Genomic DNA, 18,243 nt, shown 5'->3' on the forward strand with positions numbered 1-18,243 from the left:
GCCCCACACGGGGGCGTCGCCAAGCACACCAAAGGCCACCGCCCCTAACTGGAACGGTGGCCTTCAACTATGGTGCGCTACGCCTGTGGAAAGATGTTGCGGCCCGCGCACTGGCGGAACATATGCGCCTGTGCCAAGAGCGTCACCGGATACGCCACGATAAGGCCGATGCCCAAAAGCAAGAAGCCGGCCACAATGATGAAAAAGTTCAAAATTGCCAATAGCAACATTTGACCGTAGTTGTTCTTACCTGCCTGGAAGCCCTTCTTCACGGCATCACCAACGCTATCGCCGTCGGCCGCGAACCACTGCATCAGGGAGAACAGCGGCTGCACAAAGAAGCTAATCAGCGAAATCACGGCCAAGACACCGAGCATGCCCATGACGGCGGCAAACGCTTCTTCATCGGAAAGCTGCTCGGCATTGTCAGCTAGCCCAGCCGCAGAACCGCGCACAGCGACGAAGGAAATCAGTCCCCCCACAATGCCGATTACGACCATAATGACTAGTGGCTGCCACCAGCGCACATTCTTAAACAGGTAGCCCCACCCGGTGCGAGAATCATCAATCTGAAAAAGCGCCAGGCGCATAAGCATTAGAGTGAGCACGATGCCAATCACCCAGGAAATGATTTGCATGATCGTGGAACTAGCAGAGAGATCACCCTCGGCACTCGCCGTTGCAGCACCCACTCCGCCAGAAATGGCGAAAAAGACTACGCCGAGGAAGCCTGCAAGCAACGTTCCCAAAATCCACAGCTTCCAGTTGCCAAAGACAGTCCGAAAAGCCCAAGAAACGGCATCTATGGCCGAAACCTTTCCGGTGTGCTGTGGCTGACCCGCGTGGTAGCCGGCGTAGCCTTGGGCATTGTCCTCGTGGCTCCCACCATACGATGGAAGCTGGCCGTAGTCCGGCCGATCCTCAGGATGGTTGGTCGGCTCATAGCGAGGAAAATCGTCATTTCCACCCGAATACGGGTTCGTCATAGGCGGTGCTCCTCCTTCAGGAATGCACATAGAAAAATGGATAAGTATTTTCACTTTAACAACTTTTTCCTCATTTCAGGTGGACGGGTAAACTCGTTGCCTAGTCATGACTAAGAACGAATCCCTTTCTCGCGACGAGCTCTTCGCCGCACTCGAAAATGTCACTTTGGCCGAGGCCCGCTCCTTCCGCCGCCGCCTCAAGAAGGCCCGCGCCCCTAAAGCGCTGCAAGAAATCGGCGCTGAAATCCATGCCGCGGCTGAGCGCGTCGCGCTTACCGACGCCGCCGTTCCCACCATCACCTACCCCGACGCCCTCCCCGTCACTACCCGCAAGGACGATATCGCCGAGGCAATTCGGGACAACCAGGTCGTCATCATCGCTGGTGAGACCGGTTCTGGTAAGACCACCCAGATCCCGAAAATCTGTCTCGAGCTCGGCCGCGGCCGGCGCGGATTCATCGGCCATACCCAACCGCGCCGTATTGCAGCGCGCACCGTGGCCGAACGCATCGCCTCGGAGCTGGACCAGAAAATCGGCGAGTCCGTCGGCTACGCCATCCGCTTTGATGACCGCGTCTCTGAGACCACCGCCGTCAAGCTCATGACCGACGGCATCCTGCTCGCCGAGATGCAGCGCGACCGCTTCCTCAATAAGTACGACACCATCATCATCGATGAGGCCCACGAACGCTCGCTCAATATCGACTTCCTCTTGGGCTACTTGAAGCGCCTATTGCCCAAGCGCCCAGACCTCAAGGTGATCATCACCTCCGCAACCATCGAACCAGAAAGCTTTGCGGCCCACTTTGCCAACGCCGACGGCAACCCCGCCCCCATTATCGAGGTCTCCGGGCGCACCTACCCCGTAGAAATCCGCTACCGGCCACTCGAATTCGAGGCCGGCGGAAAAGTCGTGGACCAAGACCCGCTCGACGGCTTGACCGAGGCCATCGAAGAGCTCATGCGCGAAGGCGACGGCGATATTCTCTGCTTCTTCCCTGGCGAGCGCGATATCCGCGATGCCATGGAAGCCATCGAAGGCAAGAAATGGAAAAACGTCGAGGTCACTCCTCTCTTTGGCCGCCTATCTAACCAAGAGCAGCACCGCGTGTTTAGCGAGCACCGCGGCCGCCGCATCGTCTTGGCCACCAATATCGCCGAAACCTCGCTCACCGTGCCCGGCATCCGCTATGTCGTCGATACCGGCACCGCCCGCATCTCGCGGTACTCCACACGCACCAAGGTCCAGCGGCTGCCCATCGAGCCCATCTCGCAGGCTTCAGCCAACCAGCGCTCCGGCCGCTGCGGCCGCGTTGCCGACGGCATCGCCATCCGCCTCTACAGCGAACAGGATTTTGAAAGCCGTCCCGAGTTCACCGACCCGGAAATCCTGCGCACCAACCTCGCGAGTGTCATCCTGCAAATGGTTTCGCTCAAGCTCGGTGATATCGAACAGTTCCCCTTCATCCAACCGCCCGAGCACAAGGCCATCCGCGATGGCCTCACCCTCCTCCACGAGCTTGGCGCCCTCCACGACAAGCAAGACAAGCCCTCGCTTACCACCATCGGCCGCGATCTTTCCCGCATCCCACTGGATCCGCGCATGGCGCGCATGCTCATTGAAGCCAATACCAACGGATGCCTCGATGATGTCATGGTCATCGTTGCCGCCATGACCATCCAAGATGTGCGCGAGCGTCCCCTCGACTTCCAGGCCCAGGCCGACCAAGCCCACGCTCGCTTCAAGGACAAGACCTCAGATTTCTTGTCCATGCTCAAGCTATGGGATTACATCAAGCAAACCCGCAACGAGCAATCCGGCAATAAGTTCCGCAAGCGCATGAAGCAGGAATTCCTCCACTACATGCGCATCCGCGAGTGGTTTGACTTGGTGCGCCAGCTCAAGGACGTCGCCAAGCAGCTGGGCTGGACCTACCAGGAAGGCACCGAGCGCCGCTCCGATGACATCCACATGTCACTCCTTTCGGGCCTGCTATCCAATATCGGCGCCCGCGACGGCAATTCCAAGGAGTTCCAGGGCGCGCGCAACACCCGCTTCCTGGTATTCCCCGGCTCTGCCCTGGCTAAAAAGCCGCCGGAATTCCTCATGGCTGCCGAGCTAGTGGAAACTTCCCGCCTCTGGGCGCGCGATGTCGCCGCCATCGATCCCGCCTGGGTGGAAAACCTCGGTGGGGACCTGCTCAAGCACAACTACTCCGAGCCCACCTGGTCTCGCAAGCGCGCCGCCGCCATCGCGCACCAAAAATCCACGCTCTACGGCGTGCCCATCGTGGCCGACCGCACCGTTCCCTACCACCGCGTCGATCCCGCCGCTGCCCGCGATATGTTCATCCGCAACGCCCTTATCGCCGGCGACTGGAACACCCACCACGCCTTTTTCAAGGCCAACGCCCAAGCGCTTGACGACGCCGCCGCATACGAAGAAAAGGCCCGCCGCCGCGGCCTCATTGTGGACGAAGACACGCTCTTCGATTTCTATGACCAGCGCATTCCGGCAAAGGTAACCACCGGCCGCCACTTTGACTCGTGGTGGAAAAAGGAGCGCCGCCGCACCCCGGATCTGCTGGATTTCGATCCCGCTAAGCTCATCGATGACTCCCATGATGTCACCGAGGAATCCTTCCCCGACCACTGGCGCAAGGGCTCTATCGATTACGAACTGACCTATAAGTTCGAGCCCGGCGAGCCTCTCGACGGCGTCACCGTAATGGTTCCCATTCCTATGCTCGCCGGCTTGGATTCCGAAGGCTTCGATTGGCTCGTTCCGGGTCTGCGCCTCGAGCTCGTCACCGAGCTCATCCGCAGCCTGCCCAAGGCCCTGCGCCGCACTGTCGTACCCGCGCCCGAATTTGCCGAGCGCGCCATCGACCGCCTCATCCCTTATGAAGGCCCCATCACCCAGCAGCTTGCCGACATCCTCCGCGAACTCGGCGGCCAAGGAATCAACGCCACCGATTTCCAGCCCAACAAGCTACCCGCCCACCTGCGGATGAACTACGGCGCCATCGATAAGCGCGGCAAAATCGTCGACTCCGACCGCGACCTCGCGGCGCTCGTCCGGAGGCAGGCTGGCCACATCAAGTCCTCCGTATCCCGCGTCTCGCGCACCTCCGAGTCCACCGCCGTCAGCGAATGGACCGACGATACCCTTGGCACGATTGATGACACGGTAACGACCACCGTCGACGGCCACGAAGTCACCGCCTACCCCGCCCTAGTCGCCACAAAGGACGGCGTCGAGCTCAAGGTCCATCCCACCAAGGCCGCCGCAGATGCCGCCATGGTCACGACCACACTCACCCTCCTCATGCGTGAGATATCCGTTAATGCTCCACAAATGGTCAAGGGCTTGCCGTTGCAACAGCGCGTCGCTGTCGATTCCTATCCGCACGGCGGCGCCGACGGCTTGGTTAACGACGCCCGCGTAGCCGCCATCCGCGACTTGATGCTCGAAGCCGGCGGCCCGGTCCGCACCCCCTCGGCGTTCCAGCAGCTCAAGGACACCGTCAAACCCCAGGTCCCAGGACGCGTACGCCAGGCAGTGGTAGCTATTGCCCCCGGACTTGCCGAATACTCCAATCTGCGAGCCGAACTCGCGCATTGGGACGGTCCAGCAATCGATGACATGCGCGCACAATTGGATTTCCTCCTCCCCCGAAATGCCATCACTGTCCATGGAATGTCCCATCTGCGTCATCTCCCGCGATATATCCAAGCCATGCGCATTCGTCTAGAGGACATGAACCTTGACCCGGACCGCGATGCAGACCGCCAAGCCGAGGTAGATAACGCCAAGGCCTACCTATCCAACCGCCTTCGCAACCTCCCGGCCGGCCGCGAAAAGACCCGCGAGGTCAAGGACGTACGCTGGATGATTGAAGAACTTCGAGTATCTCTTTTCGCCCAGCGCCTTGGCACAGCCCACGCCGTTTCACTCCGCCGTATCCAAAAGGCGGTGGACAAACTGCGCTAAAAGTCCTCGCGATCGCGCCTTCGCATCAGCCGAATCTCGGATTCAAAGTCATCTGCGCTTTCAAAGGATTTATACACGGAGGCGAAGCGCAGATAAGCCACTTCATCAAGGTCACGCAGTGGCTCTAGGATGGCCAAACCAATCTCGTTCGCGTTGACCTGCGAGGAGCCATGACTACGCACCGTCTCCTCAACTTCTTGCGCAAGCTTCTTCAGGGCATCGTCGCTTACGTCTCGTCCCTGGCAGGCACGACGGACACCGCGGATCAATTTATCTCTACTGAAGGGCTCGGCCAGACCGTTTCTCTTCACGACAAGCAGCACGGCCTTTTCAACCGTGGTAAAGCGACCCTTGCACGAAGCGCACTCGCGCCGGCGACGAATCGACGCTCCAGCATCGACCACACGCGAGTCAATGACGCGGGATTGCTCATTGTGACAAAAGGGGCAATACACAGTGGTCCTTTCACTGACGTTGATACGCCAGTAGTTTACTCATCTCCAATTCCGTGCGGCCACTGGGCTTCACCCCGCTGTAGCCCCTAGTGCGCTACTGCAGCTTCAACTTGCTGCACACCAGAAGCCGGGGGTTGAGGAGCACTATTTCCTTCAGCGCCCGCAAGTCCCCCTAGCAATGTGCCCACAAAGACCGCGACACCAAACACTGCACCCAATGCGTAGTTACCTGTGTTCGACTCACCCACACTGTTTCGTCCCCTATTCGATCTGTTCCCAGAGCCTCCGGCCGACGTACGGTTCGAACGATAGGTCGTGCGATCTTCCACACGTAGGGTTCGAACATACCGAGAGCTTTCGGTGCCGCGGGCCGCAGAACCGTAGCCGCGCTCCACATCCCACACGGACGCAGAAGGCACCACTACAGGTTCGGAAGCTTTGCGAGTTACCAGGTTATTGCGAGAATTGATCAGCAGAGACATAACTTTCCTTTCGACGACTGAACCCACCGTAGGCGCCTCATGCGACACGTCATGACACCCAGTCGCCATATTGTTCGATTTAGTTGGTACGTTCGATTTATAGCATCGCTTCGAATACGTGTCCACCCCAACACGCAAATCTCGAACATCTGTACTTTTCGTGCTACAAATGACGTGTGGCAACTTTTCAGCGCCGCCAGCTAACAGACCACCGATAAATCCAGCCGATCCCCTCCGAGGAGCCAGCAATGGGCCGCAAGCCAAAGAAGACCACCGAGAAGACCGACTACGCTTCCCTGTCTGACCGCCAGCGACGAATTCTTAACGTCATTAGTGACGCCGTCATGCTGCGTGGTTACCCACCAAGCATCCGCGAAATTGGTGACGCAGCAGGCTTGCAGTCCACCTCCTCTGTTGCCTACCAGCTAAAGCAATTGGAAGAAAAGGGCTTCTTGCGCCGTGACCCAAATAAGCCGCGAGCCGTAGATGTTCGACACCTAAATACCGACGATGGCGCCAAGAAGCCGGGCCGCAAACCGGCTAAGCCCGAACAGCAGGTTCCCGCAGAGGCAGGTGCGGTTTCCTACATTCCTGTGGTTGGCCGAATCGCAGCGGGTGCGCCCATTACCGCGGAAGAAAACGTAGACACTTACTTTCCGATGCCCGATGAGGTAGTCGGTGGCGGCGACCTTTATATGCTGCAAGTGGTCGGCGACTCGATGCAGGATGCCGGCATTCTTGACGGCGACTGGGTAATCATTCGCTCCCAGTCAGTTGCAGAAGAGGGCGAGTTCGTTGCAGCGCTGCTCGATGGTGCTGAAGCTACCGTTAAGGAATTCCACCGCGATTCCTCTGGCGTGTGGTTGCTCCCCCACAACGATGCCTACGCTCCCATCAACGGCGATGATGCGGAGATCATGGGCAAGGTTGTATCCGTATTCCGTAAGCTTTAGTCACCAGCCTGACACAGATTCTATAGCCCCGCGAGGTCCTCGATTGGCCCTTGCGGGGTCTATCTATGTACACCCTTCGTTGAAGCGGCCCGTTTCCTGCCACCCCCATTTGGCTCCATTTCGGACCCGGACACCAAAAGAGACGAAAATCCCACTTTCCCACTTTTCCCTCTGACCAGGTACTTCAGCGCACCGGATATAGAATGCAGCCGTGCAAATTTTTGCTTTAGTCCGTTTATTCCCGATTTTTGAGACAATGGACTAAGCAAAACAACATCGCCGGATTTTCACTTCCGCATAAAGTGGCAACTTTTACCCCCACTACATGACGCGATGTCTCTAGATTCAAGGAGGAATCATGTACGCAGAAGAGCGGCGTCGCCAAATTGCTTCCCTCACCGCCGTTGAAGGCCGCGTCAACGTCACTGAGCTCTCGGAACGCTTCGAAGTTACGGCCGAGACCATCCGCCGCGACCTTGCGGTGCTCGACCGTGAGGGCGTCGTCCATCGCGTGCATGGCGGCGCAGTAGCCTCCCAATCTTTCCAGACCGCGGAGCTTACCCTGGATACCCGCCAGCGGTCCGCCTCCGGCGCAAAAGCGGCTATCGCCCGCGCGGCCCTAGATTTTCTTCCCCAGGGCGGCGGCAGCATTTTCTTGGACGCAGGCACCACCATTAACGCGTTCGCGGAGCTCATTGGACAGCAATACCCGCAGGCGCAGTTTAATATTGTCTCCAATAGCCTGCCTATTGCGCTGTCTCTTGCAGGCAATGGCGTGCCCGACGTCCAGCTACTTGGCGGTACGGTCCGCGCGATTACCCAAGCCGTCGTTGGCGATACCGCACTGCGCACCCTGGCTATGATGCGTGCCGACGTCGCCTTTATCGGTACCAATGCCCTTACCCTGGACCATGGCTTGTCGACGGCCGACTCCCAAGAGGCAGCCATCAAATCCGCCTTCGTCACCAATGCCCACAAAGTAGTGGTCATGTGTGACTCCAGCAAGCTGGGCAATGATTACTTGGTAAGTTTCGCCTCTGCCGCCGATATCGACGTCGTCATCACTGACGCCGCTGCCCCCGATTCCTTCGTGGAGGCGCTGCGCGAGCGCGAGATTGAGGTCGTGCTCGCCAGCGAATAGTCCCCCCGATCCTTCGCCAAATTTAGGCGAAGGACTCCATGCGCTCGACCACTGCGGTACGGGCAGCGTCAGGGCTTTCCGCATCCAGTGCCACCTCGGAAAGCTGCTGGCACTGTTCCAGGGTAACCTCTGCCAGCTGCGCACCGACGCCCGCAACTGCGGTCGACGCTGCGGATAGCGAATTCACACCCAAGCCGGTAAGTACGCAGGCCAGCATCGGGTCGGCTGCCGCCTCACCGCACACGCCTACCGCAACGTTATTGGCCTGGCCCACGATGCAGGTGTGCTGAATGAGCCGCAGCACAGCCGGCTGCCACGGGTCGGTCAGGTAGGCCAGCTGAGGCGACAGGCGGTCCGCGGCCATAGTGTACTGAGTCAGGTCATTAGTGCCGATGGACACGAAATCAAGGTGCGGCATGATTTTATCCGCCATGAGCGCTGCGGCCGGAACCTCAATCATGGCGCCGGCAGTCAGGCCGCGCTCGCGGCACAGGCTAGCAAACCACTGGGCCTCGGTAGAGGTGGCAACCATAGGAGCCATCACCCAGGTAGAGGCTTTGTCATCGCGAGCCGCAGCCGCCTGGGCAATCGCATCCAGCTGGCGGGTCAGCAAAGCCTCATTATCGCGTGCAATACGCAGACCACGAACGCCCAATGCCGGGTTTTCTTCGGAGCTCAGCGTGGCATAGGAAATGGGCTTATCGGAGCCAGCATCCAACGTATGCACGACAACCTTGGATTCAGGGAAGGCATTAAAGACCTTGCCGTAAATCTTTGCCTGCTCGTCAACGCTGGGCTCTTCACTGGCCGAGAGGAACGACAGCTCCGTGCGGTACAGACCAATGCCCTCTGCCTGAGAATCCGAAGCAATGCGGGCGGCGTTGCCATCAGCGACGTTGGCAAGCAGCTGCACGCGGTGGCCATCTTTGGTTTCCGCCGGGCCGCGCCACTGAGCAACGCGTGCCGCCCGCTCGCGATACTCGGCCACAGCCTTTCTGGAAGCCTCTTCGTCGGCCCCAAGGGTGACGGCGCCCACTGCGCCATCGACAAATACCAGCGTGCCGCTTTCAATATCGCTCAGCGCGGCACCTACAGCAACGATGCACGGAATATCCAACTGACGGGCGATGATGGCCGTATGGCTGGTAGGTCCACCAAGTTCGGTAACAAGGGCCTTGATGTGCTTGGTATCCAGCGTCGCGGTATCGGCCGGGGCCAAATCGTCCGCGAACAGCACGGCCTCGCCGTCTACGAGCGGCAGGCCCGGCTCGTCCTCGCCGCGCAGCTCTGCGATTACGCGGTCGCGCACGTCCTTCAAGTCAGTGGTGCGCTCGGCCATCACGCCGCCGGCGGCCTCGAACATGGTGACAAACTTATCGGTGGCACCGACAGTAGCGAATTCCGCGTCCCGGCCAGTGCGGATATTCTTGCGCACCGCCTTATGCCAACCACGGTCCTTAACCATGCCGGCCGTTGCCGTCAGAACTTCAGCTGCCTGGCCTTCCGCGGCAGCAGCCCGCTGCTCCAAGCGGCCAGCGACAGTATCCACGGCCGCAAGGAAGCGGTCATACTCAGAATCGCTCACTTGCTCTGGGTCAATGCTTCCCTCGGTAGGCAGGGCCGGGCGAGGGCGGACCCACACGGCTTCGGCGTAGGCGACTCCGGCAACGACACCGGTTCCTTTGATTGTGGACTCAGACGCGTTTTCCATGAGCGTACTTCCTTCGAAGATAGCGGTTTATTAACTTCCAGAACACCACAAATCGGATAGAAAAGCAATGTATACCACAGAAATTCTGTTGACTTTCGGACACAATCGGACAAGAATCAACATTAAGGGCGGGCCATGCCCGCGAGGTTCTCCCCAACGGCGTTCGGCCCCAATATACAACCTGCGAAAGGGACAACTTGATTCTCACGCTGACCCCCAATCCCAGTATCGACGCCACCCTTGTGCTCAGCGAGCCATTGACCTCCGGTGATGTCCACCGGGCCAGCGAGGTCACCCAGGTTGCTGGCGGCAAGGGTGTAAACGTCACCCATGCCGTGCACTTGGCCGGCGAGCAATCCTTGGCTCTTTTCCCGGCCCACGACTCCGATTCATTCCTAAATCTCATCCACTCGGCCGGGCTGCCTTCCTCTGCAATCCCCATGGACGGCGCAGTTCGCGTCAATACCACCATCACAGAGCCTGATGGCACTACCACCAAGGTCAACGGCCCAGGCCCTGCGCTTTCCGACGCCGACTCCCGCGCCATTACCTCCGAGCTCACCGCCCGCGCCCTTGCCTCCGACTGGGTGGTCCTAGCCGGCTCCCTGCCGCGTGGCGTTAACACCGATTGGTATTGCGACCTCATCTCCGCGGTCCGCGCGGCCGCACCACAGGCTCGCATTGCCGTCGATACGTCAGATGCCCCAATGCAGGCCATTGGCGAAAGCCTCAATTCTGCTGCGCCGGATCTCATTAAGCCGAACGGCCTAGAGCTCGGCCAGCTCACCGGAACCGACGGCCGCGAACTAGAAAACCAGGCCGCACGCGGCGAGTACTCGGGGGTTGTTCGGGCGGCCCGGGACGTCGTCAAGCAGGGCATCGCAGAAGTACTCGTCACCCTTGGCGGTGCCGGCGCGGTGCTGGTTACCGCGGATGGCGCTTGGGCTGCAACTCCACCGCCAGCAACGGTGAAATCCACCGTAGGCGCCGGTGACGCCGCGCTCGCCGGATACCTCCTCGGCCGCACCACCGGTAAGTCGCCGGCCGATAGCCTCGCGCAGTCGGTGGCCTACGGAACTGCGGCTGCATCCAAACAAGGCACCCAATTCCCTCGCCCAGAAGAACTCGATATCGCACATACCCTCGTAAACTCGCTAGCCTAAGGAGTGCCTAATCATGGCTTCCGACCTCATCACTACCGACCTAGTCGCGCTCGACGCTGACTTCGGCGACAGCGTTGACTCCGTCATCACTAACCTGGCCACGCTAGTCCATGACACCGGCCGAGCCACCGACATCGCCGGTTTGGCACAGCCCACCATCGACCGCGAGGCCAAGGCCGGTACCGGCGTCCCTGGCGGAGTCGCCATTCCGCACTGCCGCTCCGAGGCCGTGACCGAACCTACCCTCGCATTCGCCCGCCTGAGCCGCGGCGTGGATTTCTCCGGCCCCGACGGCGACGCTCAGCTCGTCTTCCTCATCGCGGCCCCGGCCGGCGGCGGCAAAGCCCACTTGAAGATTTTGTCCAAGTTGGCCCGCGCTCTAGTGCGCAAGGACTTCCTCGAGTCCCTGCGCAACGCCCCCACCAAGGAGGAAATCGTTCGGCTTGTGCTGGACGTTGTCAATGCCGAAAAGCCGAAGAAGAAGCCAGTCGAAGACCCAGCCGCCCAGGGCGCTGCTGCCGGCACTGCCGCAACCGGTGCCGGTGCCGCCGGCTCCTCCGCCGCCGCGCCCTCGGCCGCAACCCCTGCCAGCGCAGAGCCTTTGGCCGATGTCACCCGCATCGTGGCCATCACCGCCTGCCCCACCGGCATCGCCCACACCTACATGGCGGCCGACGCCCTCACCCAAACCGCGGCCGAGCGCGATGACGTATCTCTGACCGTTGAGACGCAGGGCTCGTCTAATAATGAGTCTGTCTCCCAATCCACGATCGACGCGGCCGATGCGGTCATCTTCGCCACGGACGTCGGCGTGCGCGACCGCGAACGCTTCGCCGGCAAGCCGGTAATCGAATCCGGCGTCAAACGCGCCATCAATGAGCCCGGCACCATGCTCGACGAGGCCGTCGCTGCCGCTCACAACCCGCACACCCACAAGGTCTCTGGCACCGCTACCCGCGCCGACGCGGAAGAAGAAGGTCAGTCTCTCGGTTGGGGCAAGCGCATCCAACAGGCAATTATGACCGGCGTGTCCTATATGGTCCCGTTCGTCGCGGCCGGCGGCCTGCTGCTCGCCCTGGGCTTCCTTTTCGGCGGCGCCGATATGGCCAACGGCTGGCAGGCACTATCGACGGACTTTTCGCTCGGCAACCTCCCCGGCCACGACGTGACCATTGACGGCGAACTCATGCACTTCGAGCGCTCCGGCCTGCTGCTCTACCTTGGCGCAGTTCTCTTCGCTATAGGCCAAGCAGCAATGGGCTTCATCGTCGCCGCGCTGTCGGGCTACATCGCCTTTGCGCTGGCCGGTCGTCCGGGCATTGCTCCGGGCTTCGCTGGCGGCGCCATCGCCGTTATCTTGGGCGCTGGATTCATCGGCGGCCTGGTTACTGGCCTGCTGGCAGGCTTCATCGCGATGTGGATTGGCAACTGGAAGGTACCGCGTTGGCTAGGCTCGCTCATGCCGGTTGTTATTATCCCGCTGCTGACCTCTCTAATCGTCGGCCTCGCAATGTACCTGCTGCTGGGTGCACCGTTGGCAGCCATCATGGAGGGCCTGCAAAATTGGCTATCGTCCATGTCCGGTTCTTCGGCTGTATTGCTGGGCATCATTCTCGGCCTGATGATGTGCTTCGACCTGGGCGGCCCAGTCAATAAGGCGGCCTACCTCTTCGCCACGGCCGGACTGTCTACCGGTGACGAATCCTCCATGCAGATCATGGCCGCCGTCATGGCGTCCGGCATGGTCGCACCAATTGCGCTGTCGCTGGCTACGTTTATCCGCAAGTCGCTGTTTACCCCGGCCGAGCAGGAGAACGGCAAGTCTGCCTGGCTGCTGGGTCTGTCCTTCGTCTCGGAGGGCGCCATCCCGTTTGCGGCGGCCGATCCGTTCCGCGTCATCCCTTCGATGATGGCCGGCGGCGCGGTGACGGGCGCGATTTCGATGGCCCTTTCGGTCGGTTCCCGCGCCCCACACGGCGGCGTGTTCGTCTTCTTCGCCATCGACCCGTTCTGGGGCTACCTCGTGGCCATTGCGGCCGGCGTGGTTGTCTCGACTGCGGCAGTACTGGCGATGAAGCAGTTCTGGCCTAACAAGGCCGCCGAAGAAGCCGCCCAGAACGTGGCAGCATAAACCAAACACTCGTACACTAGATTGTAAAAATCCCCGTAAGAAAGGATATTTTCCATGGCTTCCAAGACTGTAAAGGTTGGCTCCTCTGTAGGCCTGCACGCACGTCCTGCATCTATTATCGCGGACGCTGCCGGCGAGTTCGATGAGGATATCTTCCTCAACCTGGTCGGCGACGATGATGAGGATGAGACCGATGCGGCCTCTTCCCTGATGATCATGGCTCTTGGCGCAGAACAGGGCGATGAGGTTACCGTCACCTCCGAAAACGAAGAAGCAGTGGAAAAGATTGCTGCTCTTATCGAGAAGGACCTGGACGCTTCCTAAGTCCTAAAACGGTTCCACTTTAGGCTCCCCACCCTTGCGGTAGGGAGCTTTTCGCTTGCCGACGCCACCTATCCCCACGGTGGCACCCACCTCACCTGCCCGCGCACCCGGGCTAGCCGGCCACGGCGCGGCGGGGCGTTGGGGTCATCGTCATTGACGCCATTGTGATACGGACAGCAGGTCGCAAGGTTCGCAGCGTTGGTCTCGCCGCCATGCTTCCAGGCTTTGAGGTGGTGAATCTGGCACTTGTCGGCGGGGTAGTTACAGCTCTCCCACGGGCATACCGGGTTGACCGCAGCCGCCATGAGCCGCTGCTTGTCGTTGGCCACGCGCGAGGTCCGGTAGAGGTTGACCGGCCCCTCGTGGGGATGGACGAGCGTGACATAGCCGTGATCGCTCAGTGTCCGCGCGACAAGCTCCGCTCCGGTGATTCGAGCGCCATTGGTGAGTTGGAGGGTGATTTCCTCCCCGCCGCCGTCGACTATTCGGTCGAGTTCATCAAGGGTGAGAACCACCTGCGTCGTCACCGTCGCTCGCGTCGCATCCGCCTTGCCAAAGAAGAGTTCTTTGGCAGATTCCAGGGGCTTATTGGCATCCAATGCAGCGTGCATATCCGCCACATCGGCCGAATCCCCGGTAATGGTCAGTGACCAAGGGCCGCCGGAGCGGCGGGTGATGCGCACTCCCTTTTCGGGCGTACGGCGCGGTCGCAGTTCGCGTACCAAGGCGCGGGCGCGCTTTTCTAGGGCGGTGGCGCTGCCGCGAAAGGCACACAGTTCGGTGCGTAGTGTCCAGGCATCGCGCTGCGTCGGCAAGCGCAAGGCGTATTTTTCAATCAGCAGTAGCACGTCGAGGGAATGCCTAGTCTGCCGCGCCGCTCGCTGTTTGGCAGCAAAGCCGCACCGGCCGAAATAGGTATCGCATAGACGCAGCAGGTCGCGCGCGGCGATGTCGGAGGCGCCCCGCGCGATCAGCTCACGATCGCTGAGCCCCTGAACGGCGGCGACAATGTCCATGCCGGCGTTCACTGCGTTTAAGTATGCGTCCAATGCGGTCATGCCGCTAAGTAAAATAGCCCCCGCACGCCTTCGCGAGCCGCATATCGGCCCGCTGTGGATAACCCGCGTTGGCCCGTCAACAACACTGCCCGCCGCGGGCGCGCGACGGGCAGTTATCCACAGGTGGAAATTTAGTACTTGGCGCCGTGACCCTCGCCGACGGAATCGTAGAGCTTCTTCATAATCGGATAGGCCACGATGATGCCTACCGAGCCCCACGCAATGCCCTCGAGGGAGACCCCGCCCACGGTGAGGGTCAGGTTGCCGATGCCCGCGATAAGCGCCACCGCGGCCGCAGTCAGGTTGACCGGGTTATTGAAATTAACCTTATTATCCATCCAGATGCGCACACCTAGCATGCCGATGAGTCCATACAGCACGATGCAGGCACCGCCCAGGACGCCGGTCGGGATGGTGAAAATCAGCGCACCAAACTTCGGCACGAAGGCCAAAAGGATGGCGGTAAAGGCTGCTACCCAGTAGGCGGCGGTGGAATACACGCGCGTTGCGGCCATCACGCCGATATTTTCGGCGTAGGTCGTGGTACCGGAGCCGCCAAAGCCGCCGGCAAGGGTAGACGCGAGGCCATCGGCGATCAGAGCGTCACCGGCCAGGTCATCGAGATCGCGCTTTGTCATCTCGGAGACGGCCTTGACGTGGCCGACGTTTTCCGCGATGAGAACTACCAGTACAGGAAGTGCCACGGCAATGGCGGAGACGTTGAAGGAAGGCGCGTGGAATTCCGGCAGGCCCACCCACGGGGCGGCATCGATCGCCGCCACGGCGTCATCGCCGAGGTTGCCGGTCAGCGCAGCGAAGACCCAGCCGACGACCACGCCGAGCAAGATGGACAGGCGCGAGACCATGCCGCGGCCGGCGACGGTGGCCAGCAGGATGACGAGTAGCGTCACGGCGGCCACGAGCGGCTGGGAGGCGAAGTTCTCGGCCGCATTCGGCGCCAGGTTGAGCCCGATGAGGGCCACGATCGCACCGGTCACGGCCGGCGGCATGACGGCGTCCAGGACGCGGCGGCCGGCGATTTTGACTGCCACACCCACCGCGGCCAAGACGAGGCCGGTGACCAAAATGGAGCCCGCTTGCGCGGCGATGCCATACTGCTGCGACGCCGAAAGAGGTGCAATGAACGCGAACGAGGAGCCGAGGTAGGACGGCAGCCGGTTGCGCGTAATAAGCAGGAACAAAATTGTGCCAAGGCCGGAAAAGAGCAGCGTCGTATTGACGGGGAATCCGGTCAAGGTGGGAACCAAAAGCGTAGCGCCGAACATGGCCACCACGTGCTGCATTCCGATGCCGATGGTTCGGCCCCAGCTGAGTCGTTCTTCCGGCGCCACGACCGCGCCCGGTGCAATCCTTTTACCGTCTCCGTGGACGGTCCAACCTTTTAAGCTCACGAGCCTTAATTATGGATCACCCGGGGTGGTTTTAGGAAACTTCCTCCACGATGAATTCGGCGAGTTCGCGGGCGGTGGGTGCGGGAAGGCGGACGTCGACAAGCGTGCCATCAGCCGTGTACTCCTCGTGGCGCACCGTGCCCTCGGCATGTACGCGGGCCACCACATCGCCGCGGGTGAAGGGAACCTGCAGCTTGACGTGGCTGTCGCGGGAGTTGAGGAAAAGCTCCACGCGCGCGGTAAGTTCGTCGATTCCCTCGCCCGTGCGCGCGGATACGTAGACTACGTCCTCGTGGTCGAGTACGTGACGCAGCTCGGCGAGCACCAGCGGGTCGGCCTGGTCGATCTTATTGATCACGATGATCTCGGGCGGGGCCTGCTCGCCGGTTTCGGACACAATGTCATAAATGACCTGGTTGACGGCCTCAATCTGCTTGAGCGGGAAGGGGTCAGAGCCATCGACCACGTGCAACATAATATCGGCGGCCAGCACCTCTTCCAGGGTGGATTTGAACGCCTCGACCAGCTGCGTGGGCAGGTGGCGGACAAAGCCGACGGTGTCGGTGAAGACGACCTGGCGGCCGTCGGCAAGCGTGGCACGGCGAGTGGTGGGGTCCAACGTGGCAAAAAGTGCGTCTTCCACCAGCACGCCGGCGCCGGTCATGGCGTTGATGAGCGAGGATTTTCCAGCATTGGTGTAGCCGGCAATAGCTATCTGCGCGATGGTTGAGCGCTGGCGCTTGGAACGCTTGACCTCACGGGCGGTCTTCATAGCGCGCAGCTCCTTGCGCAACCGGGCCATCTCCGTGCGGATGCGGCGACGATCCGTCTCGATCTTGGTCTCACCGGGACCACGCAGGCCCACGCCGCCGTTGGAGCCGGCGCGGCCGCCCGCCTGGCGCGAAAGGTTGCCGCCCCAACCACGGGTATGCGTATACAGGTATTCCAACTGCGCCAAGGAGACTTGGGCCTTACCCTCTTTTGATTTCGCATGCTGGGCAAAGATGTCAAGGATGAGCATGGTGCGGTCAATGACCTTGGTGTTGAGCGCACGCTCGAGTGCGGTGAGCTGGCCGGGGTTGAGCTCGCCATCGCACACCACGGTATCGGCGCCGGTGGCCTCGACGATATCGCGCAATTCCTTGACCTTGCCGGAGCCAATGAAGGTGCCGGAATCCGGCTTATCGCGCTTTTGGTAGATCATCTCTACTACTTCGGCGCCGGCGGTCTCGGTCAGCGCTGCAAGCTCGTCCATGGTGGCTTCGACTTCGGCCACGGTCCCTTCGGTCCACACGCCAACCAGAATGACGCGCTCGAGGCGCAGCTTTCGGTACTCCACCTCGTAGCCATCGGTGGTGTCCTCAGCGCGGATGGTGGTCTCACGGGTAACGCGACGGAAGGCGTTACGCTCTGCCAGGTCAAGGTCACCGGTGGTGGGCGTCGCCTCTGGTGCGGCCGGGGCGTCGTTATCGCGGAACGCGCGGGCGAGGAGATCGTCGTTATTGTGCTGGGAAAATTCGGTCATACTACCTCTCATTTTGGCACGTTGCGGCCGAAAGCGGGAATTGCGGATTCTTAGCTGGCTGCACAAGGCGATACAATGGCGGGCATGAACGTTAAGGACACTGGGGTGAAGCAGAATACCGAGATGCAGGCCATTGGCCTCAATTTCGAACGCTGGCAGGACGCCGTCGAGGCCGCCATCGCTAGCGATCGCTTGGCCGTTACCGGTGAGGTACGCGGTGGTCAGCTGATTCAGTTCACCGATCCATCGGGCGCGCAGCTCAATATTCTCGCGGTGGAACCTTTTGCTACCTACATTGGCTTCAATGCGGTTACGCAAGGGTTCGCCCACGTAGAGATGGTCAACGATGTTCTCGCCCTGCTGGAAATCATCGATCCTTTCGGCACCACCATCGCCCAGGCCACCGCGAACCTGGCGCAGGGGCCTTTGCTTGCCGACGAACCCTTGCAGCAATGGCAGCAAATCTCCCTCACCGCCATGGGCCTTGATGTCCGCACCTACGAGTCGGCAGATGCCTACGAGGCGGCCGAGGGCGAATTCCCGGCGCTCTTCGAGTCCGCAGGAGCAAAGGTTATTTCCTCCGGCTCTGGCGCGGAGGTTCCTACCCCAGCCGCTACTTTTGCGGCCCGCGTCATGGAATCCGAGTGGCGTACCAATGAGCTAACCGGCGAGAAATTCGCCCACCTCGTCATGGATGGCCTCTTCCCCTTCGATCTCTGCCTGCCTGCAGGGGGCGACGAGCTACCGGCCAAGGACTCTATCGTGGCCGGCACCGCCCTGCTGACGGCTTCTATTGAAATGCCCAGCGGTGGCTGCGGCGACGGCGCTGGCTGCGGTTGTGGCTCTGGTGGCTGCGGCTGCGGCGGCCATTAAGAACTGACGCAAAGGTCTGGTGGAATAGCTGTGTG

13 protein-coding genes are annotated in these 18,243 nt (G+C 60.9%); 7 read left to right on the forward strand and 6 right to left on the reverse strand.

Annotated elements, in window-relative coordinates; genetic code table 11:
- Positions 1–77: 77 nt before the first annotated feature.
- The gene (locus BJ985_RS03495; RefSeq protein ID WP_179386610.1) at positions 78–986 is read right to left on the reverse strand and encodes a hypothetical protein; all 909 of its coding nucleotides are present in this window, start codon (positions 984–986) and stop codon (positions 78–80) included.
- Positions 987–1,092: 106 nt separating this feature from the next.
- On the opposite strand from BJ985_RS03495, the gene hrpA reads away from it, so the two are divergent.
- Positions 1,093–4,980, forward strand: coding sequence for an ATP-dependent RNA helicase HrpA (hrpA, locus tag BJ985_RS03500; RefSeq protein WP_179386611.1), 3,888 nt, complete (start codon positions 1,093–1,095; stop codon positions 4,978–4,980).
- Here hrpA and nrdR read toward each other — a convergent pair.
- Positions 4,977–5,435 (reverse strand): transcriptional regulator NrdR, encoded by a 459-nt coding sequence (nrdR, locus tag BJ985_RS03505; protein WP_005328590.1) that lies wholly within the window; start codon positions 5,433–5,435, stop codon positions 4,977–4,979. The two genes, hrpA and nrdR, sit on opposite strands and share 4 nt — an antisense overlap.
- A gap of 730 nt (positions 5,436–6,165) precedes the next feature.
- Here nrdR and lexA point away from each other — a divergent pair.
- Both lexA and sugR read left to right on the forward strand, forming a co-directional pair.
- Positions 6,166–6,870, forward strand: a complete 705-nt coding sequence (lexA, locus tag BJ985_RS03510; RefSeq protein WP_005328592.1) for a transcriptional repressor LexA — start codon at positions 6,166–6,168, stop codon at positions 6,868–6,870.
- 358 nt (positions 6,871–7,228) lie between these two features.
- Complete coding sequence (gene sugR, locus BJ985_RS03515) at positions 7,229–8,011, forward strand: transcriptional regulator SugR (protein WP_005325096.1); 783 nt, start codon at positions 7,229–7,231, stop codon at positions 8,009–8,011.
- Positions 8,012–8,033: 22 nt separating this feature from the next.
- Here sugR and ptsP read toward each other — a convergent pair whose 3' ends face one another.
- Positions 8,034–9,722, reverse strand: a complete 1,689-nt coding sequence (gene ptsP, locus BJ985_RS03520) for a phosphoenolpyruvate--protein phosphotransferase (protein WP_179386612.1) — start codon at positions 9,720–9,722, stop codon at positions 8,034–8,036.
- 197 nt (positions 9,723–9,919) lie between these two features.
- On the opposite strand from ptsP, the gene BJ985_RS03525 reads away from it, so the two are divergent.
- The 3 genes from BJ985_RS03525 to BJ985_RS03535 are packed head-to-tail and all read left to right on the forward strand — an operon-like array spanning position 9,920 to position 13,340.
- The gene (locus tag BJ985_RS03525) at positions 9,920–10,885 is read left to right on the forward strand and encodes a 1-phosphofructokinase family hexose kinase (RefSeq protein ID WP_005325099.1); all 966 of its coding nucleotides are present in this window, start codon (positions 9,920–9,922) and stop codon (positions 10,883–10,885) included.
- A gap of 13 nt (positions 10,886–10,898) precedes the next feature.
- Positions 10,899–13,016, forward strand: coding sequence for a PTS fructose transporter subunit IIABC (locus BJ985_RS03530; protein ID WP_179386613.1), 2,118 nt, complete (start codon positions 10,899–10,901; stop codon positions 13,014–13,016).
- A gap of 54 nt (positions 13,017–13,070) precedes the next feature.
- Positions 13,071–13,340, forward strand: coding sequence for an HPr family phosphocarrier protein (locus BJ985_RS03535; RefSeq protein WP_005325102.1), 270 nt, complete (start codon positions 13,071–13,073; stop codon positions 13,338–13,340).
- A gap of 68 nt (positions 13,341–13,408) precedes the next feature.
- On the opposite strand, the gene BJ985_RS03540 is transcribed toward BJ985_RS03535, so the two are convergent.
- From BJ985_RS03540 to hflX, 3 genes are all read right to left on the reverse strand, one after another.
- Positions 13,409–14,398 (reverse strand): HNH endonuclease signature motif containing protein, encoded by a 990-nt coding sequence (locus BJ985_RS03540; RefSeq protein ID WP_005325103.1) that lies wholly within the window; start codon positions 14,396–14,398, stop codon positions 13,409–13,411.
- 131 nt (positions 14,399–14,529) lie between these two features.
- Complete coding sequence (locus BJ985_RS03545; protein WP_040425259.1) at positions 14,530–15,810, reverse strand: uracil-xanthine permease family protein; 1,281 nt, start codon at positions 15,808–15,810, stop codon at positions 14,530–14,532.
- 31 nt (positions 15,811–15,841) lie between these two features.
- Positions 15,842–17,335, reverse strand: a complete 1,494-nt coding sequence (gene hflX, locus BJ985_RS03550) for a GTPase HflX (protein WP_005325105.1) — start codon at positions 17,333–17,335, stop codon at positions 15,842–15,844.
- A 75-nt stretch (positions 17,336–17,410) separates the two neighbouring features.
- Between hflX and BJ985_RS03555 the strand changes: the two genes are divergently transcribed.
- Entirely contained in the window at positions 17,411–18,208 is a 798-nt protein-coding gene (locus tag BJ985_RS03555; RefSeq protein WP_005325106.1) for a hypothetical protein, read from the forward strand.
- The last annotated feature ends 35 nt before the right edge of the window (positions 18,209–18,243 follow it).

It is taken from the genome of Corynebacterium tuberculostearicum (assembly GCF_013408445.1).
GTDB classification, from domain to species: Bacteria; Actinomycetota; Actinomycetes; order Mycobacteriales; family Mycobacteriaceae; genus Corynebacterium; species Corynebacterium tuberculostearicum.

What these genes read in the sequence shown, in the direction of transcription:
- BJ985_RS03495 (WP_179386610.1), bottom strand. Translation starts at nt 986, where the DNA reads ATGACGAACCCGTATTCGGGTGGAAATGACGATTTTCCTCGCTATGAG.
- hflX (WP_005325105.1), bottom strand. Translation starts at nt 17,335, where the DNA reads ATGACCGAATTTTCCCAGCACAATAACGACGATCTCCTCGCCCGCGCG.
- sugR (WP_005325096.1), top strand. Translation starts at nt 7,229, where the DNA reads ATGTACGCAGAAGAGCGGCGTCGCCAAATTGCTTCCCTCACCGCCGTT.
- BJ985_RS03540 (WP_005325103.1), bottom strand. Translation starts at nt 14,398, where the DNA reads ATGACCGCATTGGACGCATACTTAAACGCAGTGAACGCCGGCATGGAC.
- hrpA (WP_179386611.1), top strand. Translation starts at nt 1,093, where the DNA reads ATGACTAAGAACGAATCCCTTTCTCGCGACGAGCTCTTCGCCGCACTC.
- lexA (WP_005328592.1), top strand. Translation starts at nt 6,166, where the DNA reads ATGGGCCGCAAGCCAAAGAAGACCACCGAGAAGACCGACTACGCTTCC.
- BJ985_RS03555 (WP_005325106.1), top strand. Translation starts at nt 17,411, where the DNA reads ATGGCGGGCATGAACGTTAAGGACACTGGGGTGAAGCAGAATACCGAG.
- ptsP (WP_179386612.1), bottom strand. Translation starts at nt 9,722, where the DNA reads ATGGAAAACGCGTCTGAGTCCACAATCAAAGGAACCGGTGTCGTTGCC.
- BJ985_RS03535 (WP_005325102.1), top strand. Translation starts at nt 13,071, where the DNA reads ATGGCTTCCAAGACTGTAAAGGTTGGCTCCTCTGTAGGCCTGCACGCA.
- BJ985_RS03530 (WP_179386613.1), top strand. Translation starts at nt 10,899, where the DNA reads ATGGCTTCCGACCTCATCACTACCGACCTAGTCGCGCTCGACGCTGAC.